This is a genomic window from Nisaea denitrificans DSM 18348 (assembly GCF_000426505.1).
Classification (GTDB): Bacteria; Pseudomonadota; Alphaproteobacteria; order Thalassobaculales; family Thalassobaculaceae; genus Nisaea; species Nisaea denitrificans.
Window position 1 is genome coordinate 90,516 of sequence record NZ_AUFM01000022.1, and the last position, 23,136, is coordinate 113,651.

The 23,136-nt window shown below is 61.4% G+C and carries 22 protein-coding genes and 1 tRNA gene; 8 read left to right on the plus strand and 15 right to left on the minus strand.

What is annotated here, in order from left to right; translation table 11 throughout:
• The first annotated feature begins 266 nt into the window (after positions 1–266).
• The 4 genes from K328_RS0116855 to K328_RS24560 all read left to right on the plus strand — a co-directional run bounded on the left by K328_RS0116855 (position 267) and on the right by K328_RS24560 (position 4,417).
• Entirely contained in the window at positions 267–1,448 is a 1,182-nt protein-coding gene (locus K328_RS0116855) for a hypothetical protein (RefSeq protein WP_028466974.1), read from the plus strand.
• 39 nt (positions 1,449–1,487) lie between these two features.
• Positions 1,488–2,807, plus strand: coding sequence for a hypothetical protein (locus K328_RS0116860; protein ID WP_028466975.1), 1,320 nt, complete (start codon positions 1,488–1,490; stop codon positions 2,805–2,807).
• A 35-nt stretch (positions 2,808–2,842) separates the two neighbouring features.
• On the plus strand, positions 2,843–3,655 hold the full coding sequence (locus K328_RS0116865) for a caspase family protein (RefSeq protein WP_028466976.1): 813 nt from the start codon (positions 2,843–2,845) through the stop codon (positions 3,653–3,655).
• A 69-nt stretch (positions 3,656–3,724) separates the two neighbouring features.
• On the plus strand, positions 3,725–4,417 hold the full coding sequence (locus K328_RS24560; RefSeq protein WP_051285019.1) for a transglutaminase domain-containing protein: 693 nt from the start codon (positions 3,725–3,727) through the stop codon (positions 4,415–4,417).
• A 345-nt stretch (positions 4,418–4,762) separates the two neighbouring features.
• On the opposite strand, the gene K328_RS0116875 is transcribed toward K328_RS24560, so the two are convergent.
• The 8 genes from K328_RS0116875 to K328_RS0116910 form a co-directional block, all read right to left on the minus strand.
• Complete coding sequence (locus K328_RS0116875) at positions 4,763–4,948, minus strand: hypothetical protein (protein WP_028466977.1); 186 nt, start codon at positions 4,946–4,948, stop codon at positions 4,763–4,765.
• 295 nt (positions 4,949–5,243) lie between these two features.
• Positions 5,244–5,320, minus strand: a tRNA-Met gene (locus tag K328_RS0116880).
• 113 nt (positions 5,321–5,433) lie between these two features.
• The gene (gene phnE, locus K328_RS0116885; RefSeq protein ID WP_028466978.1) at positions 5,434–6,774 is read right to left on the minus strand and encodes a phosphonate ABC transporter, permease protein PhnE; all 1,341 of its coding nucleotides are present in this window, start codon (positions 6,772–6,774) and stop codon (positions 5,434–5,436) included.
• Between the two features lie 11 nt (positions 6,775–6,785).
• A complete protein-coding gene (gene phnE / locus K328_RS0116890; protein WP_036554759.1) occupies positions 6,786–7,625 on the minus strand; it encodes a phosphonate ABC transporter, permease protein PhnE in 840 nt (279 codons plus the stop codon).
• 110 nt (positions 7,626–7,735) lie between these two features.
• On the minus strand, positions 7,736–8,653 hold the full coding sequence (gene phnD / locus K328_RS0116895; protein ID WP_028466980.1) for a phosphonate ABC transporter substrate-binding protein: 918 nt from the start codon (positions 8,651–8,653) through the stop codon (positions 7,736–7,738).
• Positions 8,654–8,710: 57 nt separating this feature from the next.
• Positions 8,711–9,568 carry a phosphonate ABC transporter ATP-binding protein gene (phnC, locus tag K328_RS0116900; protein ID WP_028466981.1) on the minus strand — a complete coding sequence of 286 codons (858 nt, stop codon included), beginning with the start codon at positions 9,566–9,568 and terminating at the stop codon, positions 8,711–8,713.
• Between the two features lie 201 nt (positions 9,569–9,769).
• Positions 9,770–10,690, minus strand: a complete 921-nt coding sequence (locus K328_RS0116905; protein WP_169721222.1) for a phosphate/phosphite/phosphonate ABC transporter substrate-binding protein — start codon at positions 10,688–10,690, stop codon at positions 9,770–9,772.
• Between the two features lie 125 nt (positions 10,691–10,815).
• Complete coding sequence (locus tag K328_RS0116910) at positions 10,816–11,721, minus strand: LysR substrate-binding domain-containing protein (RefSeq protein ID WP_028466983.1); 906 nt, start codon at positions 11,719–11,721, stop codon at positions 10,816–10,818.
• Between the two features lie 126 nt (positions 11,722–11,847).
• Here K328_RS0116910 and K328_RS0116915 point away from each other — a divergent pair, with 126 nt between their 5' ends.
• Positions 11,848–12,285: a DoxX family protein gene (locus K328_RS0116915; RefSeq protein ID WP_028466984.1), complete on the plus strand. Its 438-nt coding sequence runs from the start codon at positions 11,848–11,850 to the stop codon at positions 12,283–12,285.
• A gap of 4 nt (positions 12,286–12,289) precedes the next feature.
• Positions 12,290–13,081: a DODA-type extradiol aromatic ring-opening family dioxygenase gene (locus tag K328_RS0116920; RefSeq protein WP_028466985.1), complete on the plus strand. Its 792-nt coding sequence runs from the start codon at positions 12,290–12,292 to the stop codon at positions 13,079–13,081.
• 11 nt (positions 13,082–13,092) lie between these two features.
• Here the strand turns inward: K328_RS0116920 and K328_RS0116925 are convergent, their stop codons facing one another.
• From K328_RS0116925 to K328_RS0116955, 7 genes are all read right to left on the minus strand, one after another.
• Positions 13,093–14,271, minus strand: a complete 1,179-nt coding sequence (locus K328_RS0116925; protein ID WP_028466986.1) for an acyl-CoA dehydrogenase family protein — start codon at positions 14,269–14,271, stop codon at positions 13,093–13,095.
• A 149-nt stretch (positions 14,272–14,420) separates the two neighbouring features.
• Positions 14,421–15,731 (minus strand): TRAP transporter large permease, encoded by a 1,311-nt coding sequence (locus K328_RS0116930; protein WP_028466987.1) that lies wholly within the window; start codon positions 15,729–15,731, stop codon positions 14,421–14,423.
• Positions 15,732–15,736: 5 nt separating this feature from the next.
• Complete coding sequence (locus tag K328_RS0116935) at positions 15,737–16,267, minus strand: TRAP transporter small permease (RefSeq protein ID WP_028466988.1); 531 nt, start codon at positions 16,265–16,267, stop codon at positions 15,737–15,739.
• A 113-nt stretch (positions 16,268–16,380) separates the two neighbouring features.
• A complete protein-coding gene (locus K328_RS0116940; RefSeq protein ID WP_028466989.1) occupies positions 16,381–17,358 on the minus strand; it encodes a TRAP transporter substrate-binding protein in 978 nt (325 codons plus the stop codon).
• 46 nt (positions 17,359–17,404) lie between these two features.
• Positions 17,405–18,658: an NAD(P)/FAD-dependent oxidoreductase gene (locus K328_RS0116945; protein ID WP_028466990.1), complete on the minus strand. Its 1,254-nt coding sequence runs from the start codon at positions 18,656–18,658 to the stop codon at positions 17,405–17,407.
• Positions 18,655–19,794, minus strand: a complete 1,140-nt coding sequence (locus K328_RS0116950; RefSeq protein ID WP_028466991.1) for an enolase C-terminal domain-like protein — start codon at positions 19,792–19,794, stop codon at positions 18,655–18,657. The genes K328_RS0116945 and K328_RS0116950 overlap by 4 nt, the downstream gene beginning before the upstream one ends.
• Positions 19,795–19,796: 2 nt before the next feature.
• Positions 19,797–21,497 carry a thiamine pyrophosphate-binding protein gene (locus K328_RS0116955; protein WP_245577578.1) on the minus strand — a complete coding sequence of 567 codons (1,701 nt, stop codon included), beginning with the start codon at positions 21,495–21,497 and terminating at the stop codon, positions 19,797–19,799.
• A 140-nt stretch (positions 21,498–21,637) separates the two neighbouring features.
• Between K328_RS0116955 and K328_RS0116960 the strand changes: the two genes are divergently transcribed.
• Positions 21,638–22,339: a GntR family transcriptional regulator gene (locus K328_RS0116960; RefSeq protein ID WP_028466993.1), complete on the plus strand. Its 702-nt coding sequence runs from the start codon at positions 21,638–21,640 to the stop codon at positions 22,337–22,339.
• Between the two features lie 17 nt (positions 22,340–22,356).
• Positions 22,357–23,067, plus strand: a complete 711-nt coding sequence (locus K328_RS0116965) for an aspartate/glutamate racemase family protein (RefSeq protein WP_028466994.1) — start codon at positions 22,357–22,359, stop codon at positions 23,065–23,067.
• The last annotated feature ends 69 nt before the right edge of the window (positions 23,068–23,136 follow it).

Below are 23,136 nucleotides of genomic sequence, written 5' to 3' on the forward strand. Positions count from 1 at the left end.
AAGCCGCAGGGCCCGAGGCTCAGATCGCCGCCACGGCTGGACGCCCTGGCGGCGATTTGCGTTTCCACCCCAGAAACCGCAGCGTCCGAACGAGGCACGGGCGCAATATCCGGATAAAAAAATGCACCGCCTTCATTAATCACACGTTAACCACGCCAATCTCACACGCCTTTGACACCGATGGTGCTGAGTAATCCAGGCAGCGACATGGCGCCAAGCCGCCGTGCCTTTCGCCACTGTTAGCAATGAATTGCGAGGACAGAGAGATGGCTCAGAACTGTAATGGTGTTAATGCACGGCGTACTTTCCGGTTTCCGCTGGCGTCCCGGTTGACCGTCGGTGTTGCCGCCGTCGCGATCAGCGGCTGCAGCGCAATATATGACCCATATGTCAAAACGGGCGAGGATGAACCTGTCTCCCCGAGTTACGCCGAGGCGGTCGAATACGCCAAGAAAAAGCGTGCCGAATTCACCAAGCGCCGGGATGAACTCGACCGGTATGAGACCTCCACCGGCGCCCTGATTTTCGGCAGCGGCCTGGCCGGTCTCGCCTTCGCTGCTTTCGGCGCGCACACCGATGCGATCCTCGGGGCCGGTCTCGCAGGCGGAACAGCATATGGTGCACAGGCCTTTTTACCGACCGAGAAACGCAAGTCCATATATGGCAACGGCGCGAAGGCGGTTACCTGCGCCATAAAAGCCACCTCCATTGGACTAGGAGAAGCACCGGCCAGCGACGATACACTGGCGTCACGAAATCTTTCCAACACCAGTGGCATATCTCTCAATACATATCTCAACGAACTCAGCAACTTGAGCGACAGCACTCTCGGAAGCCGCCGGGCGGCCGTCACCGTGATGCCTTCCGCAGCCCCCCTCATGCGTGCCGCGCCTGCTGACCAACCATCCCTGGTCATGAGAAGCGCCTTGTTCGAGGCGCAAACGCGCCTGCTTGACCGTTCGCTTAACAAGACCCGATCCAGGGTCCGTGAGTTGGTCGCAACAACAAATGCCCTGATGGTTAATCGCGGCAAGCGGCTGATGGAAGCGACCGATGACGTTATCACCGCGATAGCGGAGCAACTCGACAAAGCGAGGGTTGATCCCGAAGCGGCCTTGAAGGCAATGCGCGACAATTCTCTTTCTCTCGTCAAGGACGCCAAGGCCAACAGCGAGAAGATCGGCCAGGCAATCGCCGAGACCCAGAAGACCGTGGAAGACACGAACGATGCGCTGACGGACACAGGTACTGAGGCCGTGCGTCTGGGCATCACAAGCAGCGCCCTCACGAGCGCCATCGACGCAGCGTCCACCCTCACGGAAGAAAAACTCCAGGAAGCCAACGAAATGGCAACTGCGTCCGCCGGTCTTCAAAAAATCATCGACGACCAGACGAGTTGCCTCAAGACGCTGATCGACAGCGGGCAAGACGACACGGGTACGAATTAGCCCAGCTGCGGTTGTCCCACCCGAATGAGGAGACCTTTCATGACGCGATCAATCCGCCAATTGCCAGCGCTCTTTGCCCGCACGTTTTATGCTCGCTTGGGCGCGGGAAAGGTCACGGCAAGCCTGGTGAGCGCCCTCGTTGCACTGCATGTTGCATCTACGGAATGCGCCGCGGATACAGCACCATCCTTCAGTTGGACGGTGCTTCCCCCGCCCAGCGAAGTCAGCCTGAACGTCGGGGACGGTCTCGGATTCGGCATTGCGGTGGGCCCCATCCCCGCCAGCAATGTCCGTATCCTCGGAACCTCGCTGGTCGAAACAACAACCCGTCGGCAGCTCGGTGCTGGCCGTATTGCGCTTTGCAGCGACGAGAAACCGGCCTGTTCTACCGACGGGCCGCTGGCCCTCGCGGCAAACCAGCCGCACCGGCTCTGGCTAAAGCCGGATGTCTCTGTACCGGTTGTCCCGGGGAAATATTCGGGAACCATAACCGTCGCCGCGGCGGAAAAGGTCGCCGGAGACGTCATCCGGACAACCATCTTCATAACCACCGAAGTCCATCGCTGGTTCGGCGTTCTTGTCATTGGCCTCGGCGTTGCCGCCGCCTGGGCGATCACGGTCCCGATCCGTGCCCAAATCCAAAGAGCAACACTCCTGCGCCCAGCTACGATCTTGAGGGAACGGATCGACGCACTCACCAAGCGCTTGAGCATTCTGACACGGACAACGCCGTTTCTGACTGAAAGGCTGCAATCGAACAGTTCAGCGCTCGACGAGACGGCTCTGGAGCGGAAAGGCTACATTTCCTCTGGCCTGCCGTTGCCCTGGACGACCAAGAGTCCCAACCCGGTCCTCTACAAGACCTTTCTTGAGGAGAAGGCAGCAGAGCTGTCGGGCCTCGATCTACTTGTGGACGCCGCAGAGATCCTACATACGCGATGGAGTGCAGCGTCGCCCGAGGAGCGCCCTCGGATCGAGACCGCCATCGCGAACCTCGATTCCCTCGCCGATTCCGATATTTCCAACACGGAAGACCTCAGCACACGCATCGGAACGATTCTTGATACCGCGCCATCGGCACGTGCGCTGAGCGCAGAAACCGCCTCCCCGCGTCCGAAGACATATGAGCGGATCAGTTTGGAAATCCGGCGCCTGAGTGGCCTCGTCTGGGCCGTTTACGGCCTGCTGACCACGGCTGTCGGAGCCTATGTCCTGGTTTGGTCAAACCCGGGTTTCGGCCTGCCGACCGATTTTTGGGAGTGCCTTTTCTGGGGGTTCGCACTCCCCACGGGATCACAGTTGTTACAGGCGACGCCAACGACCGTCGCAACGTCTCTCGGCGTATCTGTTCCGAAGTGACCGTGCCCCATCCCCCACCATTGGAGAATCTTAAAATGGCCAAGAAAGCAATATGTATCGGAATCAATGATTATCCGGGTACCTATAATGATCTGTCCGGATGCGTGAACGACGCCGACGATTGGGCGACGCTTTTCAAGGCCGATTATGGCTTCGATTCAGTCACGCAACTCAAGGACAGCCAAGCAACCATGTCTGCGATGAAAGCAGCTCTGGAAGGGCTCGTTACCGGTGCCGGGGCAGACGATGTAATCGTCTTCACCTACTCCGGACACGGGACCTGGGTTCCTGATGGCGCGGAGGACCCGGATGAAATGGACAACCGCGACGAAGCGCTCTGCGCATATGACGGATTGGTTCTCGACGATGAGATCCGCGGGATCATCGCCAAGCTCACGCCAGGTGCCCGCCTCACAGTCATCAGCGACTCCTGTTTCTCGGGAGGTGTGACGAGGGCCGCGTTGCGGCGTGGGAACGAGGCGGTCGCCCGAGGCTTGATGCCATCCGAGGCGCCCAAGCCCCGTTACATGCCGCCGGAGGACGATACGCTCGCGCTGCAAAGCCTCCGGCTGCCAGTTCGTCGCCGCATCTTCTATCCAGAAAGCGGCATGTCGGAGATCCTGATCACCGGCTGCAACGCCCTAGAATACTCCTACGACGCCCATATCAACGGTAGATGGAACGGCGCGATGTCGGCTCATGCCTTGCAGATCATCCGCACAGATACCGGCATGTCCTATCTCGATTTCCACAAGCAACTTCGCCGTTTCCTTCCGTCGTCACAATACAATCAGAGACCACAACTCGAGGGTCCGACGGCAATGAAATTCCGGCCGCTTTTCTCCTGAGCTCCCCTGGAGCCCTAGAACGGGGCTCCGCCTTTTCCGGCTATATAGGACCGCATAGGAGGCGAACGCATGCGCTATCAATTGGACGGCAGTGAAATACTGCAGAAGAATACCTGCCTTGTCGCAGCACGGTTCGTTCCAGGCCATCCTGAAGCTCCGATTCTAACCGATCTGCGGGAATGGGTTTCTCCTGGGACCCATGAAGAAATCATCCGCACCGTCCGGGCACTCGACCTCCCGGACAAAAGGGGCAATGGCAGCTTCGATCGACGGGCCCATATCGTCTGGAGTTGGGTTTGTCGTGAAATCGGCTATGTCGATGATCTTGGATCACAGGGCAGTCGCGAGTTCTGGCAGTTCCCTTCAGAGACCATTGCTCTTCGCCAGGGCGATTGCGAGGACTCGGCAGTGTTACTGGCCACGCTTCTGCTCGCATCGGGTATCAGCCCGTTCTGCGTCCGCGTCGTCATTGGCTTTGCCCGGATTGCGGGCGACCTCATTCCGCACGTCTGGACAATCTACAAAGACGAGAAGGGAAACTGGCGCATCCTTGAGACAACCGCCGGCGATCCCGGCATAGCAGGCGACTGGCCGGACGCAGACAGCGCTTGTAAGCCTGACGCACCTCAACTCTACAAACCCGACCTTTGCTTCAACCAGTTCCATGTTTGGCGCGTCAGCGCCGTACCTATTTCGAACGTCGCGGCCTATATTGAGAGGTTCAAAACTGACCGGAAACAGCACAAGAGCGTCTGCGATTGACCATCCGGGAAGAGCCAAGCGACACCGTCTCAAACGTCAATCACGGGAACAGAGACCAATCTCTTGGCTGAAAAGTCGCGGTACTTTGACTTGACAGTGTCGAGTTAAAATTGGAGTGCGCTGAGATAGGACGTGTCCGAACTTCAAGGAGAATGTGCTCCGATTACCGAATTCGTCTGGTCGCTCTCTTCCGGCTTTTAACACTTCCTCGCCATCCCTTCCGATCTCCAAGCAAAAACAAAACTTTAAACTCCAAGCTGCAGATCTAGACACGCATAAGGCGAAAAAACTCCGCAGAATGATGGTCGAACATACCATCCCGGTTCCGGCTCGGATGCCGCCAGGTTACCTCCCAAGCTGATCCAAGCTCCACCAAGAGAGACCAAATGTCATCCGGTTGCCACCGCTCGCATCTCTTGCCTCGGCGCTTTCCAGATCAGCCTCCGCCATATCGACCGTCGTCAATGGCGCTTCCTCATCCTCACTCAGAACCCGGTCCCGGATCCATCGCTCGATCTGCGCGCCTGCCATCAGCCCGGCCGACGGAGACCCTCCATCGAGGTTTAGCTTACCGCCCCGGATCCCATGCCTGCCGGCATCGAGATAGGCCGCGAATTGATCCGAATCTCCGAAATCCTCCGGAACGGGAATATCAAGATCGCAGGAGTTCCGGATCGCCGAGGGTTCAGGCGTATGTCAGTGAACCACGAGAATTTCCTCACCCCCAGGATCGACAGCACGCAGAAACGGGGTGCGAACCCATACACATCGCCACAAAACGAAAACTGAATTTTGTCAATATATTCAGATATTCACTTCAGGAAGATGGTAGCGGAGGAGGGACTTGAACCCCCGACACGCGGATTATGATTCCGCTGCTCTAACCAGCTGAGCTACTCCGCCCCATGGGGCTCGCGAGGGCATGGCCGAAGCCGTCTTGTCCGCGCGGAAGCACGCATATAGGCGAGCCGGGCGGGGCTTGTCAACAGAGGGGGTGCCCTGCCCGGTCGAATTCTTTACCGGCTCTCCCCGCCGGCGATCAGCTTGCGCCGCAGCCAGCTTGACGCACCGTCCATCATGAACACCATGACGATGATCAGGCTGATGATATAGAAGGTGTTTTCCCAGTCCCGCGAGGTCCGCATGGTCTCCACCAGGACAAGGCCGATACCGCCGGCGCCGAGCGCGCCGATCACCGTTGCCGAGCGGGTGTTGGATTCCACGTAATAGAGGAACTGCGAGGTGAAAACCGGCAGGATTTGCGGGATCACGCCGAAGCGGTAGCGCTGCCAGCGGTTCGCACCCGTGGCGCCGACGCCTTCCACCTGCTTGCGGTCGATATTCTCCAGCGCCTCCGAGAACAGCTTGCCGAGCGAGCCCGTGTCGGTGAAGGCGATGGCGAGGGAGCCGGTCAGCGGGCCGAGGCCGAAGGCCCGGATGAAGATCAGCGACCAGATCAGCATGTCGATGCCGCGGACGAAATCGAACACCCGGCGGACAACGAAGCGAACCGTGCTGTTCGGATTGAAGTTGGAGGCCGCGACAAAGGCCAATGGCAGGCCGCAGAAGGCCGCCGTCACGGTGCCGAGAACCGCCATCAGGATGGTTTCGAACAAGGCCACAGCGACATGGCCATGCTGCCATTCAGGATTGCCCCAGAAGCTCGACAGGATGTATTGCCAGTTCGCCTGGTCCAGGTTCAGCCGATCATCCGAGGTGGCGAGCGAGACCAGCTCTCCAAAGCTCTTGCCGTGCAGCTCGGAGGTGAAAGGAAACCAGAAATTTTCCCAGCCGAACTGGAACTTGTGGATCTCCAGCTTGGCCCGGGTGAACTGCACCCTGCGGGAGAAGGTCGGGCGGGCCTCGAATTTCACGTCACGGATTTTCAGCCACTCCGGCACCGGGCCGTCCGGCACCTGTGTGACGATCTTCCCATCCACAAGTTTCGACCGGATGATGCCGTAATCCGGCACCTCGAAAGCGAGACTCTTGTCCTCGACGCGGACGACATACCCCTCGCCGAGATCGACGGTGAATTTACTGGCATCCCCCGTCACCCAGTCCGGCAACGTCTTGAAAGTCGCGTGCCGTTCCCCTTCGATGGCGACTTCAAAGTCGCCCCGGCGGAAATTCTTGGTCACGTGGGTCTTGTAGGCGACAGCATCGGAAATCAGCAGCGCGCCCTTCGAGAGCTGGGCGCGGGCGAGCAGTGCCGTGATATCGAACGCGGTCCAGGCATAGAACAGGTAGAGCACGACGCCGGCCAGCAACAGCATCGGCACGGCGGATGCCTTTTTCACCGAGATACGAACCGGCTCGGCCATGACAGCGGCGCCCTGATCGGAAATGACAGCCATATCCGCCTCCCCTAGCTGAAATTGTCGGCGCCGACGAAATGCCGACGGAGATAGGATGAGAGCTGGTCGATGGCGACAATCGACAGGAACAGCATGAGGAATAGCGCAGCGGTCTCGGACCCGGCGCCCCAGCCGATGGCCCGGCTCAACTCGGTGCCGATACCACCGGCGCCGACAAAGCCGAGGATGGCGGAAGCGCGCACATTGATCTCGAAACGCAGCAGGAAATAGCTGCTGTAGTTCGGCAGCACCTGCGGAATGACGCCGAAGCGGACACGCTGCAACCAGTTACCGCCGACGGCCTTCAGGCCTTCCAGCGGCTTCACGTCGATATTTTCGTTCACCTCGGAGAACAGCTTGCCGAGCGCGCCGGAGGTGTGGAAGGCAACCGCTATGGCGGCCGGCACCGGGCTGGCGCCGAGCACGAAAATCAGGAACAGGGCGATGATCAGCTCCGGGAAGGCGCGCATGATATCCATGATGCGCCGCACGACCGGAATGACGGCCGGAGGGACCTCCAGGTTACGGCTGGAAAGCAGCGACAGGATCATGGCGAAGACAGCGCCGATAAGCGTGGCCACAGCCGCGATGTTCAGGGTCTCGATCAGGGCCGGCAGAAATTTCGGAAACAGGGCCCAGAAGGCCCATCCCTGATCCCAGGCCTGCATGACGATCTGCGCCGGGTAGTCGAAGAACTTGGACAGCCCCTGCAGGAAACCGCCGGAATTGAGTGCCGAGGCCTCGCTGTAGCCGGAGAGCACGACGGCGAGCAGCAGCGCGAGGGAAAGCCCGGTATAAAGCCGTCGGCGCCCTTCGAGCGCGAGCACTTCCTGGCGCATCACTTCGACCATGAGTATGTCCTGCAATTTGGAAATTTGAGATTTTCGGACCCAGGGTCCGGAACGTGGCCGGGACCGCACATTGGCGATCCCGGCCCGTGTTCAGTCAGTAAGGCAGTGCCTTACTTCATCTTCCGCTTGCGCGCTTCGATGATGACTTCGTAGGTCTCGTGGGAAACCGGGGCCATGCCCTTGATTTCGCCGGCCATGAAGCTGTAAGCGCATTCCGGATCGAGGGAAGAGAGACCGGCGATCAGGCCCGTCACCTTCAGCTTGACGTCGGACGGCAGATCCTTGCGGAGCACGACCGGGCCTTCCGGAATCACCTTGGACTTCCAGATCTGCACGAGCTGGGTCATGTCGACGAGACCGGCATCGGCAGCTTTGCGCAGGGCGCCGCTGTTGTAGCCTTCTTCCCAGGCACCCAGGCCGTCGGCCCAGGTCACGCCGGCGTCGATGTCGCCGTTGGCGACCGCAACGATGGTCTGCTCGTGACCGCCGGTGAAGACGACTTCACCGAAATACTTGCCGCTTTCCATCGGGAAACCGGCAGCCGGGATTTCGATGGACGGGATCAGGTAGCCGGAGGTGGAGTTCGGATCGCCGAAACCGAACTTCTTGCCCTTCATGTCGTCGAGGGACGTGATGTTGCTGTCAACGCGGGCAAAGCCGATCGAGTGGTAGCCCATGGAACCGTCGACATTGATCTTCACCAGGACCGGCTCAACAGCTTCCGGGTCCGTGATGTAGGTCTTGGCATAACCGGACGCGCCGAGCCAGGCCATGTCGAGGTTACGGCCGATCAGGCCTTCGATGACACCGTTATAGTCGGCCGGTGCGAAGATCTTCGTCGGCACGCCGAGCAGCGCTTCGACTTTGCTCCGGACGCACTCGTTGGAGCGCATACGGTCGGACTGGTTCTCACCGCCGAGCACGCCGATGCGGAACTCGGAGATCTTGTCTTCGGCATGGACATTGACGGCGCCGAACGTCGTCATGGCGACGGCTGCGGCCACCGCAAAATTGCGAACGAAATTCATCCCTAACTACTCCCTAGGTTGGAATTGCTGTCACGGAACACCGGCGGTAGCCGCTAATCAGGCCGTGGCAGCATTCGCCTCAGCAACCGTGGCCCCATGGCCCGGTACTGAGGGATCGGATTTGGCCCGCGCGGAGGCGCCGGCCGAAATGCTTGTGGAGGTCACCGCCTCGTTCAGAGCCTCGTCGGCGCCATAAATCTCGCGCGCCGCTTCCGGGGTCAGCTCGTCGGCCGTGCCGTCGAAAACCACCTTGCCCTGGCTCATGCCGATAACCCGGTCGCAATAGCTGCGCGCGGTATCGAGTGTGTGCAGGTTGCACATCACGGTAATACCGTCGCGGTCATGGATCTCCCGGAGCGAGCCCATAACCACCTCGGCGCTCAACGGATCGAGCGAGGCAATCGGCTCGTCGGCAAGAATGATCTTCGGCGCCTGCATCAGGCCACGGGCGATGGCCACGCGCTGCTGCTGTCCGCCGGACATGGTCTCGACCCGCTGCAAGGCCCGCTCGGCCAGGCCGAGGCGGTCGAGAGCGGCCAGCGCATCGTCGATATCCTGCTGGGAGAAGATCTTGAACATGGAGCGCAGCGTGCCCTGCTGGTTCAACCGGCCGAGCATCACATTGGTGACGACATCGAGGCGCGGAACCAGATTGAACTGCTGGAAAATCATCGCACAGTCCTTCTGCCAACGCCGCTTGGCATTGCCTTTCAGACTGAGCACGTCGGTACCCTCTACGAGGATCTGCCCGGACGTGGCGGAAGTCAGACGGTTGAACAGTCGCAGGAAGGTCGACTTCCCGGCGCCGGAGCGGCCGATGACGCCGATCATCTGCGGTTTGTCGACAGTGAAAGTCACGGAATCAACCGCGACCATGTTGCCGAAAGCCTTGGTAACGTTTTTGAATTCGATCATGCCTTACCTCTGAGTCTCGCGCCGTGCGGGGCTGAGAACAGCCCGCCTGGACCGGTCACAAGGGCGACCGGCAACTCGGACAACACGGCTGGAGAGATCACACCGCGCGAGATCCGATTGCAGCGTTGGTATCAATCGAGCGGGTCGTTCTCGTGACTCTTTTGCTTCAGTTTCATGAAGCCGTCAGAGTGAGGCGGGAGTTCAGTTGCTTGCGACGGACAGCGAAATGCGCTTGTGGTCGGCGGCGATGAAAGTCTCGTAGTCGGCATGCGTGACCGGGAACACCCCCGTAACCGGCAGGCCGAAAGCCATTGCCAGGCAATCCGGCGCCGTCTCGCCAAGGGCCGCGATCCGATCGGTCACGATCTTTTTGATCTCTTCCGGGAGCGCCTTGCGCAGAACCACGGGACCGTTCGGCATCAGCGGCGAGCGCCAGAATTCAGTAAAGTTCGCATCCGAGGTGACCTGGAAACGCTGCAGCGGCCCGGCCCCTGATACAGAATCGGAGCCTGCATCGGAGCGCCAGGTCAGCGCCGCATCAACGGCGCCGCTTTCCAGCGCTGTGAGCGTAGCGTGATAGCCACCGCCGAACTGAACCGACTTCAGATCCCGTTCGGTATTCAGACCCGCGCGTTCGAGCGCGACGGACGGCACGAAATAGCCCGGCATGGAGCGCCGATCCGCAAATCCGATGTTCTTGCCTTTCAGGTTTTCGAGCCCGGCGATAAGGGCATCGGGACGGGACAGCGCCACCGCGCGGTATCCCATGGAGCCACCACGACCGAGCGTGGCCAGCACTGGCTGCACCGACCCCGGGTTCGTCCGCCAGAGAGCGCTGTATGCCCGGGTCGAGAGGACAGTCATATCGACAGCGCCGACGATCAGCGCCTGCCTCAATTCGTCTCCGGAAGGCAGGGCCAGGATCTGCACCGGCGCGGCGAGACCGTCCGCAAGGTCATGCGCCAGGCATTTCTGGGCGGCGAAATCGTCCGAGACAGCCTTGCCGCCCAGCACGCCGATCCGGAGAACGTCGGCTTCGGCTGCCGGAGCTGAAAACAGAAACCCTGCAAAAGCGGCAATGCTGGTCGCCGCAATCACTGCACGCGCAAATGCCTGTCGCATCGTTCCATCCATTCTCGTTCGGAAGCCAGCCGCATACCAGCTCCGGGATACGGAATACACCCTGCAAGTCGGAAGACTTTAACCGAAGAGCTTGACCGTTTGATGACGGTGCCGAAATCGTTGCGTCAGACCGCGTTCCAGTCTTCCATGGCCGCGATTTCGGCTTCTATGAAGCCGATGAAGGACCGGACCTTCCGCGACAGGTGGCGGTTGGCGAGGTATAGCAAAGACACTGGCAGACTGCGGTCCTCAAACGGCTCCAGCAATGCCTCCAGACGCCCGCTGCGCAAGTCGTCAGCGACGACGAAACTCGGCACGATCCCGATGCCCTCGCCGGACAGCAGCAACCTCCTGACGGCGGAAGCACTGTTCACCCGGACACGCGGCCGGATGTTCACTGTCAGGCTTTTCCCGCCATCGCAAAACGACCATTGTCCCGGCGTCCGGCGGTTGGTGTCGAAAACGCAGCTGTGCGCCGGAAGCTCGTCCGGATGCGCCGGGCGGCCAGCCTGATCCAGATAGGATGGCGCCGCGCAGGTGATCAGCCGGGTTTCGCCGAGCCGTTTCGCGATCAGTGTCGAATCCTGCAGAACGCCGATACGGACCGAAAGGTCGACGCCCTCGTCGATCAGGGACAAATGCTGGTCGCTCAGCCGGAGATCGATGCTCACGGCTGGATTGGCCGCCAGATATTTCTCGACCGCCGCCATCAGATACATCTCGCCGAACAGCACCGGTGCGGTGACGACGAGATTACCGCTCGGCGCGGCGCCTTCATCCCGCATCACCGAACGCAACTCGTCGAACTCCTCGACCACCCGGTTGCAGCGGGGCAGATAGGCTCTGCCGCTTTCCGTAAGGGTGACGACCCGCGTCGTCCGGTTCAGCAGCAGAACCCCAAGGCTATCTTCAAGCGCCCGGATGTTCTTGCTGACATTCTGGGCACTGGTACCGAGGCGAGCGGCAGCCTTCGAGAAGGACATCGTGGCGGCCACGGCCGAGAACATCCGCATTTGCTCTATGGAATCCATATTGGCAACATAACGTTTATATTAATTCAATCAATAGAGCGCTTATGGCGATAATGGATAGCAATTAACTATGTCGGACAGGCGGCGCGGTGTGCCGCCCTTTCACCTGAACGAAAGGACGATCCGATGACCAACCAGAACACCGCGCCTTATGCAGCGCTCATCCTCCGCGTCTCCCTCGGCGTGCTCTTCCTCGCCCATGGCGCTCTCAAGATCTTTGTCTTCACCCCGGCCGGCACTGTTGGCTTTTTCGACAGCATCGGCCTGCCGGCCATCTTCGCCTACCTGACCATCCTCGCCGAAGTCGGTGGCGGTATCGCGCTGATAGTCGGTTTCGCCACCCGGCTGGTCTCCATCGCCACCCTGCCGATCCTGCTCGGTGCCGTCTTCATGGTGCATGGCGGGAACGGCTGGCTCTACACGAACCCGAACGGCGGCTGGGAATTCCCGGCATTCTGGGCGGCTACTCTCGTGGTTCAAGCCCTGCTCGGTGACGGCGCCTATGCAGTGCGCACGCCGAAGATCCTGACCCTGACACCCGACAGCTTCGCCCGGCAGAGCTAGATCCATGGCAAGCCTGCCCAGCCTCTTTCTGCCGCACGGCGCCCCCGACCTGCTGCTCAGCACTCACGTCTCGAAAGACTTTCTCGGGACGCTGGGCAGCCGGGTCGAGCGCCCGGCGGCGATCCTCATCGTCTCGGCCCATTGGGAAGCGGCACAGCCGACACTGACCACGGCCGAGGCTCCCGAAACGGTGCATGACTTCTTCGGGTTTCCGGACGCGCTTTACCGCATCCGGTATCCCGCCCGGACAGCCTCCGACCTGGTCGACTGGGTGGATCATCTTCTGGCAGATCAAGGGGTCGCGGCGGCAAGCGACCCGGAACGCGGTTTCGACCACGGTGCCTGGGTTCCGCTCTCTCTGGCCTATCCGGATGCCGATATCCCCGTTGTCCAGCTCTCGCTGGTGCAGGGCGGCACGGCGCGGCAACATTTCGAGATCGGCCGTGCGCTCGCCCCGCTGCGAGGCCGGGACGTGCTGATCGTCGGCTCCGGCTCAGTGACCCACAATCTGCGGGAACTTGGCGCCGAGGGTACACCGCCCCCGGTCTGGGCCACCGCCTTTGATGATTGGGTCTCCTCTGCGGTCGAAGCGGGAGATTGGGAAAACCTGATGCAGTTCCCGGAAGCACCGGAGACCAGCCGCCGGGCGCATCCAACGCCGGAACATTTCCTGCCTTTTTATGTCGCTGCAGGGGCCGGGGCCGGAGAAGCCGGGCGCAAGCTGCATGGCAGCTACAGCCATGGCTCCATCAGCATGTCGGCCTATGCTTTCGGCGGCAGCCAGGCTGCCACCTAGGCAAAGACCTTCTACGCTCGCCCGTCGGCCCGCTTCAGGGCCTTGCGGGCGAGTGACCAGCGATGCACCTCAGACGGACCGTCATAGATCCGGAAGCCACGCACCTCGCGGAAGATCCGCTCCACCGGAAGGTGGGCACTGGTGCCGGCGCCGCCGAGGATCTGCACCGCATTGTCGACGATACGCCAGATCGCCTCGGAGCATTGCACCTTGGCCATCGAGCTCTCTTCCGCTGCGTTGTCACCCTGATCGAGCAGCCAGGCCGCCTGCATCAGGGACAGCCGGGCTGTGCGGATATCCATCTCGTTATCCGCCAGCATGAAGCCGACACCCTCATGTTTGCCGAGTTTCTGGCCGAAAACCTCGCGCCGGTTGGCATAATCGAGTGCCGTGTCATGTGCCCGGCGGGCGGAGCCGAGCCAGCGCATGCAATGGGTCAGGCGCGCGGGGGCAAGCCGGACCTGGGCTTGCCGGAAGCCGCCGCCGGGCTCACCCAGCACGTCTTCCTGATCCACCCGGAGATCCTCGAACCGCATCTCCCAGTGCCCACCGGCAAAGGAGCTGTCGAGCGTGTCCATCTGCGTTTCCAGATGGATGCCCGCCCGGTCGCTCGGCACGATGAACATCGTCGCCCCGCCGTCAGCCGGGCCGCCCTCGATCTTCGCCATGATGATGACGAAATCCGCGCCCTCGGCACCGGTGATGAACCATTTCCGGCCATTGATGACATAGCCGTTTCCATCCACCTTCGCCGTGGTCGCCAGCAGAGAGGGGTCGGCGCCTGCGCCGTCCGGCTCGGTCATCGCGAAACAGGAGCGCGCGCCCTTCGCCAAGGGAGCAAGAAACTGCTCCCGCTGTGACGGGCTGGCGGCGACCTCAAGCAGATGGGTGTTGCCTTCGTCCGGCGCGCCGCAATGCAGGGCCGTCGGGCCCAGCAGCGAGTAGCCCGCTTCCTCGAAGACAAAGGCCCGCTCCAGATGCCCGAGGCCGAGGCCCCCGAATTCCTTCGGCGCATGCGGGGCGAACAGCCCGGCGGCCTTGCCGAGATCCGTCAGCTCCTTGCGCAATTCCTCCGTCGGCCCGTGCGCGGTCCAGCGCGGATCGCTCTCGAACGGGATCACCTTCTCGGCGATAAAACTGCGCGTCTTTTCCGCCAGATCTGCGATATGCGGCGGTGTTGAGAATTCCATTGTTACTCCCTCCCCTGTCCGCGCACTTCCGGCCCGGACCTTTCTGGGGCCAGAGAATACCCTCTCCTCCGTTCCCGTCCAGCAGGAGGAGCGGCAATAAAAAAGGCGGCCCGAAGACCGCCCTTTTCAGGAAGTGGGAAGTCGGCTGGTCAGGAAGGACCTTGCCGCATGTTGTCCGGCAGCCAGGTGGCGATTTCCGGGAACCCGATCAGCACGAACACCATCAGAACCATGATCAGGAACATCGGGATCGCGCAGCGGGCGATGAAGCCCATCTCGTGCCGCGTCATGCCCTGCAGCACGAACAGGTTGAAGCCGATCGGCGGCGTGATCTGTGCCATCTCGACCACCACAACGATGAAGATGCCGAACCAGAGCAGGTCGATGCCCGCCTGCCGGATCATCGGCTCCACCACCGCCATGGTCAGCACCACCGACGAGATACCGTCGAGGAAACAGCCGAGCACGATGTAGAAGACCAGCAGTGCCATCAGCAGCTCGAACCGGCTGAGATTCATGTCCGCGATCAGGTTGGCCAGCCCGCGCGGCAAGCCGGTGAAGCCCATCGCCAGAGACAGGAAGGAGGCACCGGCAAGGATCAGGGCGATCATGGCCGAGGTCCGGGTCGCCCCCATCAGGCTTTCCCGAAATGTCCGCCAGGAAAGCGAGCCCTGGCTTGCCGCCAGGATGAGCGAGCCGATGACACCGAAAGCCGCGGCCTCGGTCGCCGTGGCGAGACCGAGATACATCGAGCCAATAACCACCGTGATCAGGCAGAGAACCGGGATCAGGAAACGCGAGTTCTTCACCTTGGCGGCGAAACTCAACTCCGGCTCTTCATCCGGATGATAATTCTTCGAAACTTTCGAATAGATCGCCACATACGCCATGAACATGGAGGCCAGCACCATGCCCGGAACGATGCCCGCGATGAACAGTTTGGTGATCGATTCGTTGATGGTCACGCCATAGACGATCAGGGTCAGCGAGGGCGGGATCATCAGGCCGAGCGTCGCCGCGCCTGCCAGCGTTCCGATCACCACCTTCTCCGGATAGTTCCGCTTGCGCAGCTCCGGGATCGACATCTTGCCGACCGTGGTGAGCGTTGCTGCCGACGAGCCGGAGACCGCCGCGAAGACGGTACAGCCGACGATGTTGGTGTGGATCAAACCGCCAGGCAGTTTCGCCAGCCAAGGCGCCAAGCCCCGGAACATGTCCTCCGACAGACGGGTGCGATACAGCACCTCACCCATCCAGATGAACAGCGGCAGGGCAGCCAGCGTCCAGGACGAGGAGTGGGTCCAGACGGTGGTGATCATCACGTCGCCCACCGGACGTGTGGTGAACAGCTCCATGCCGACGAAAGCGACGCCAAGAAGTGCCAACCCGATCCAGACGCCCGTGCCGAGAAGCATGAACAGGACGAACAGGAACAGGGCAATAATCGAGATATCTTCCATATGCCCTACTCCGCGTGGGATTCGACCGACTCGTGCACGATCCTGTGCCGTCCGGTGAAGACCATGTGAATGAGAAAATCGGTCAGCGAGATCGCCAGGATGACCGCGCCGATGACCATGCCGGTCTGCGGCATCCAGAGCAGAGTGGCGTCCTGCCCCTGGCTAATATCCTTGAACTTCCAGGACCAGTAGACGAACTTCACGGCATACCAGACGAAATACCAGCCGAGCGCCGTTCCGATCGCAAAGCACCAGATTTCCAGCACGCGGCGGACACCAGCCGGGACCACATTCAGCAGCATCGAAACACGGATATGCGCGCCGCGCTGCAGGGTGTGCGCAAAGGCGAAGAACGAAGCGGCAGCCATGCAGTACCCGACATATTCAGCGGCTCCCGGAAACACCTCACCGGTCCAGCGCGCCAGCATCTGCAGGACGATCAAACTCAATATGGCGATCAGGAACAACGCGCCGATCGCGCCGGATACAAGATAAAGCCGGTCCAGCCCGGCTCTGAGTTTTGCCAGAAAAACCATGAGGTCTCCTCGGGAGGTAAGCCAGCTCCGGAACAGGTATCAGTGGGGCGGAGCGTCGGATCGATATAAAACCGGGGGCGAAATTGCTTCGCCCCCGGTCCAAAGATGAGGAGTTACTTCATCGCCTTGTAAGCATCGACAATGGCCTTGCCTTCGGCACCGGCGGATTCCAGCCACTCCTTGGTCATGGTCTCACCGATCGCCCGCAGTTCGGCCTGGAGAGTGTCGCTTGCCGGACCGACAGTCATGCCGCCGGCTTTCAGACCATTCAGGGTGAACTGGGTGTACTCGATCGCGCGCCATGTACCGGCATATTCGGCAAGCTCTGCGCAGCCCCGCAGGACGCCCTTCTTGGCATCGTCGAGACCGTTCCAGACGTCGCCGTTCACCATGACCGAGTTACGCGGCAGCCAGCCATCGACTTCGTAGAAATGGGTCAGGCTCTCCCAGACCTTGCGGTCATAGCCGGTCGCGCCGGAAGAGATCATGGAATCGGCAACACCGGTCGCGAAGGCCTGGCTGATTTCAGCAGCCTCGATCTGCACCGGAAGCATCCCGGTCAGCTCGGCGAGCCGCGCAGTGGCGTTGTTGTAGGAGCGGAACTTGATGCCTTTCATGTCGGCAACCGCGTTCACTTCCTTCTTGAAGTAGAGACCCTGCGGCGGCCACGGAACGGCATAAAGCAGAACCAGGTTCTGGTCGGCGAGGATCTTTTCAAGCGTCGGCTTCGCCGCTTTCCAGAGCTTCGCCGCATCGTCGAAGGAGGTCGCGAGGAACGGGATCGAGTCGAAAGCGAACACGACGTTCTCGTTCTGGTGCGCGGACAGCAGACGCTCGCCGATCGGCGCCTGGCCGGTCTGAACAGCACGCTTGATGTCGTTGCCCTTGAAGAGAGAGCCGGAAGGGTGCGTCACGATCTCGATGTCACCGCCGGTACCGGTGGTCACGCATTTCGCGAACTCGGCGCCGGTGGCGGAATGGAAGTTGGAGCCGGAATAGGCCATCGGCATATCCCATTTTTCCGCCATCGCACCGGCAGAACCGGCAACCGCGAACGCAGCCGCGGCAATTGCTGTCGAAAGTTTTTTCATCTCAAGTCTCCCAGTTTATGACCCTGTTCGGCCAGTCATACTCCCCTCACCCCGCGAAGCGTGAAGGAGAGTAACGCGTTAAGTCCATGTTCGGCTTTTTGCCGCCGATGAGTTGAGCGAGGATCCGCCCTGTTTTCGGTCCTCCCGTAAGCCCGACATGCTGGTGCCCATAGCCGAGGTAAGCCCCCCGGGTGCCGGGAACTTCCCCGATCACCGGGATCGAGTCCGTCGTTGCCGGCCGATGCCCCATCCATTCGGTTTCTTCCTTGAACGTCAGATCCGGCATCGCCTTCCGCACCGCCCGGCGCAGCAGCTCGAACGGCGCCCTGGACGGTCCCGCCTCAAGGCCGCCGAACTCGACCACACCGGCCGCCCGGAGGCGCCCTTCCATCGGGGTCAGGACGAACTTGCCCGACGCCACCATGATCGGCGTCTTCGGCATCTTCGACGGCTCCCAGAACTCAAGGTGATAGCCGCGCTCGGACTCAAGCGGGATATCGAGTCCGAGCAGCTTCGACAGCTTGCCGGACCAGGCGCCCATGGCGACCACCACCGCATCGCCAGAAATCGTCTCGCCACCAGCACGCACACCAGTTGCCACACCGTTCTCGCGGACGATATCCGACACCTCGGCCTGCACCAGCGTGCCGCCTTCCGCGACGACATGAGCCGCGAGCGCTTTCACATAGGCGCCGGGATCGGAGATCCGTCCGTGATTCAATACGCGAACGCCGAACTTGATATCGTCACTCAAGGTCGCTTCCTGTTCGCCCAGTGCAGCGCCTTCAAGCTCCTCGAACTGAACGCCGTGTGCCTGCCGGATCGACCAGGCGAAGGCATCGCCCTCGTAATGCGCCCGGTCATTGTAGGCGACCATGTATTCCTGCGGCTTGATCCACTGCTCCGCCCCGGTTCCAGCGGCAAGAGCCTGATGGTCGGCCACGCTATCGCCGATAATGTCGTACAGAGCACTGGCAATCCGCTTTGTATCCGCGGCATTCGCATGGCCCAGATATTTGAACAGCCAAGGCAACAATTTCGGCAGGTAGGACCAGCGCAGGAACAGCGGCTGGTCCGGATCGAACAGCATCTTCGGCGCCTTGCCGATCAGCCCCGGCCCCGTGACCGGAACAATGGAGCCGGAAGCAAGCAGACCGGCATTGCCATAGCTGGTACCCGCTGCCGGACCTTCCCGGTCGACCAGCGTCACCTGATGCCCGTCGCGCTGCAGCCAGATCGCAGTTGAAACCCCGACGATCCCGGCCCCAACGACAATTACATGCTTCTTCGTATCACTCACTTGCCCGCCCCCACGGTCGATTGGACCGCATAGTGCGCCAGCTTTTCCACATCCGGAAGTATTCCCAGACCGGGTGTGTCGGGAATTGTGACAACACCGCCCTGGCTCGGGAAGCTTTCGGCGAGAATGTCGTCCTTCAGGTAATATTGCGCTTGATAGAATTCGCAGCCGAGCCTGATTTCCGGTGTCGCCGCGATCATGTGCGCACCTGCGAGATGGGCGAGGCCGCTCTCGAACATATCACCGCCATAGGCTGACAGGCCCGACGCGGCGGCCATGCGGGCGACCGTCTGCCCGCGGCGCATTCCGCCCGCCTTCATGATCTTGATGGAAACCCCGTCACAGATCCCTTCGGCAATGGCGCGCACCATGTCTTCCGGGCCGAAGACACTCTCGTCGGCAATCAACGGCACGTCGATTGAGGCGCGAATCTCGGCCATCAGGTCGAAATGATGATGGGCGACCGGTTGCTCGATAAAGGTCGGCTCGAAGCTGGCAACATCGCGGACCTTGGCAACAGCGCCTTCAATCGCGAGGCCCTGGTTGAAATCGACCCGGACATCCAGATCCGGCCAGTTGGCGCGGATTTTCTCCAGCCGCATGATGTCGAAAGCATGCTCCTTGAAGCCGGCCTTCATTTTGACGATCCCGACACCGTCCTCGGCAAGCCGTTCAAGCAAGGCCAGGTCGGCATTGAAATCCGGATCGGCAAGCGAGACGGAGAGCGGGATCGTGTCCCGCGCCTTGCCGCCGAGCAACGCCCAGACAGGTACGCCCGCGATCCGCCCGTTAAGATCCAGCAACGCACTTTCAAGCGCCGCCTTCGCTTCCGTGCAATGGGCTACCGACTTGGCGGCAATCTCCATGATCGCCGCGATGCCGCCAACCTTTTTGCCGACGACATGCGGACGGATGTAGCGATCAAGCGCGGCATAGCTGGCCTCCGGAGAACCAGTGAAGACGGACCAGGGCGATGCCTCGCCGAAGCCAACCGCACCGCTTTCCGAAGTCAGCCGGACCACAACAATTTCGACCGCGCCTTCCACGGACCCGATGCCATGATCCCGGCGGGAGACCACCGGCAAGGCGAGATGCCAGAGGTCGAGACCGATAATCTTTTCGTCCGCGCTGAACATGATCAGGCAATCCACTCCGAGACCGGAGCCGCGGCTTCATGCAGCGGCTGGGAGATGACATCGACCAGTGTCGGCCCGTCATGTTCCAATGCCTGCTTCATCACCGACCTGAATTCCGTAGGATCTTCCACCGTCCAGGACTTTATGCCAAAGGCGCTGGCGACGGCGGCATGGTTGGTGCGCGTGAAATCGACATTGTAGAAGCGCTTGCCGAAGCCGGAATCCTGCCCGGCCTTGATCCAGCCGAAGACCGAGTTCGAAAAGACGATGCTTTTGATCGGCATTTTCTGGCGGACGATGGTCTCGAACTCACCACAGCAGAAGTTGAAGGAGCCGTCGCCCATGACCGCAAGGGTCTGGGAGGACGGACGGCCGATATAGGCCCCCATCGCGGCAGCGAGAGAGTAGCCGAGCGCACCGTGCGCCCGGTTGGTGATGAAATGCCGGCCGGCCTGTGGCCAGCGGTAATGCGCGGAGAAATACGGGCACGGCGTACCCGGATCGGCGACGATAGTGGCATCGTCATCCAGCAGATCCATCAGGTCCGCGATCACCCGCTCCGGCCGGATCGGACGTTCCGCGGTTGCCGCCAGCGGCAGGAAGTTCTTCAGCTTGCCTTCCCAGGCTGACGCGGCGCGGGTCTTGCCGTTCTGCATGTTGCGATCGGCGATCGCCGCGACTTCCACGTTCAGCGCCTCGAGCGCCAGCCGCGCGTCGGAAACGATGGAAACGGCCGTGTTGTAATTGGCGCCGATCACCATCGGATCGCTGTCGATATGGATGATGGTCTTGTCTTGAGCGGGAGAGCGCCAGCGTTCCGTGGTCACGGACCCGGCCCGGCAACCGATGAAAAGGATCACATCCGCCTCGTCCGTAACCGCGCGGGACGTGGGCACGCCACCGTTGGAGCCAACGACACCGACCGCGTAGGGATCGGTCTCGGCAATCGCACCCTGGCCTGAAACGCTGGTCGCGATCGGCAGATCGAGCAAGGCAGCCAACCGGCCGAGGGCTTCAGTCGCGCCCGCGATCACCGGCCCACCGCCACACACGGCGACCGCGGATTTGGCACCGGCGAGAATCTTCGCTGCTTCCTTTACCGCTGCCATGTCCGGGCCGGAGGGTTCCGCCGGATAGGAACGGTGCCCCGGATCGGCCCAGATTTCGGCATCCTCGACCGCGCCTTTCTGGGTGTCGAACGGCAACGCCAGATGGACGGCGCCCGGACGGCCCGTGGTCATCGCCCGGAAGGCCGTGCGCATCATAGCCGGCAGACGCGAGGCACCGTCCAGAGAGGTGTTCCATTTGGTCAGCGGCCGGAACATCGCGACCTGATCGAGTTCTGTCAGCGGATAACGCCCCCGCGCCGTCGTCGAGACGTCGGTGGTGATCGCCATGATCGGCACCGAGCTTTCATTCGCCTCGACCACGCCCGGCAGGATGTAAGTCGCCCCACCGCCCGACGGCCCCTCGCAGACGCCTGGACGGCCGGTCACGCGGGCATAGGCGTCCGCCATATAGGCCGCATGCCGCTCGTCACGAGTCAGGATGTGCTCGATCCCGTGATCGAGCCGCGCCATCGCGTCATAGAAGGGCAGCGTGGTATCGCCGCAAAGCCCGAACATGTGCTTCACACCATGGGCTTCGAGCATACGGACCATGGCTTCCGCGCCGGTCATCCGGTTGCCCATCGACTTGTCCATCTTATCAGTTTCCTCGGGTGGCGCGCGGAATGCGCTGGTGAGATTTTCGTGAACACAGTACTGTATACAGGCCTGCATGTTGTAAAAGGGCGACGCCTGAGTCAAGGCGCATCGGCAAGAAACTGTTCGGATGAAACACCATGAGTGAAGGCCGGGTCGAAGAGGCCTATATGCGGCTGAAGGAACGGGCGGTGAATTTCCAGTTCCGGCCGGGAGAACGGATCAACGAGATCGGCATCTCGCGGGAACTGGCGGTCAGCCGGACGCCGTTGCGCGAAGCGCTGAACCGCCTCGTCACGGAACAATTGATCGATTTCAAGCCCGGGCACGGCTTCTTCTGCCGCGAGCTGGACGCGCGCTCGGTCTATGAGCTATACGAGCTGCGCGAGATCCTGGAGCTGGCCGCCGTCCGCAAGGCTTGCGAGAGCGCCAGCGACGCGGACCTGAAAGCCCTGCACGACGATCTCCATGCCAACGGCCTGACCTATGCAGGCAAGACCGTGCGCGAGATGACCGAACGGGACGAGGCCTTCCATGTCGCCATAGCCGAGCTCTCCGGCAACCACGAACTCGCCCGCCATCTCGGGCAGATCAACCAGCGCATCCGCTTTATCCGCTGGCTCGACATGGCCAGCCGGGTGAAGGAGACCAAGGGCGAGCACAAGGCAATCATGGAGGCCCTGCTGGCCCGCGACGCGGACCGGGCCGCCTGGATCCTCGGCAAGCATATCCGCCGCCGGATGGACCAGATCGTCGCCTCGGTGAAGGAAAGCTTCTCGAATATCTACATGGCCGGCCCGGAAGAGCTGTTCGACCGGCAGTTCGAGCCCCAGGAAGACTGAAGATCAGGAGACCGGAAATGAAAGTACGCGGCGGGAAAGCAATCTACGGCGCCTCTGTCGGCATCCTCATGCTGGAGGCGCAGTTCCCGCGCATTCCCGGCGACATGGGCAACGCGTTGACCTGGGATTTCCCCGTGCATTACCGCGTGGTCCGCGACGCTTCTCCGGACCGGGTGGTGCGGCACGGCGCCGAAGGCCTGCTGGAAAATTTCATCGAGGCCGCAAAAGGCCTGGTCGCTGACGGCGTCGACGGCATTACCACCAATTGCGGCTTTCTCTGCCTCTTTCAGGAGGAGTTGGCGAGCGCGGTTGGCGTGCCTGTCGCCACCTCTTCTCTGATGCAGGTCGACATGGTGAACCGGCTGCTGCCCGCCGGAAAGCGGGCCGGCGTACTCACCATCTCGGCCTCGACCCTCACTCCCGCCCATCTGGAAAAGGCCCGCGTCCCCGAAGGCACACCGATCGGCAGCACCGAGGGCGGCCGGGAATTCACCCGCGCCATCCTGAATAACGAGCTCGAACTCGATGTCGAAGCAGCGCGCGAAGACAATGTCGAGGCCGCCCTGAAGATGCAGCGGGACCATCCGGACATCGGTGCGCTCGTTCTCGAATGCACCAACATGCTGCCCTATGCGGCCGATATAAGGGACGCCACCAGCCTGCCGGTCTATTCCATGCTGAGCTTCGTTTCCTGGTTCCAGTCAGGGCTCGTCCCGCGCCGGTTCTGAGGCTCAAAACACGAATGTTCGAACGAAGATGCAACCGCATCTTCGTTCCGACTTCAATCATTCCCATAA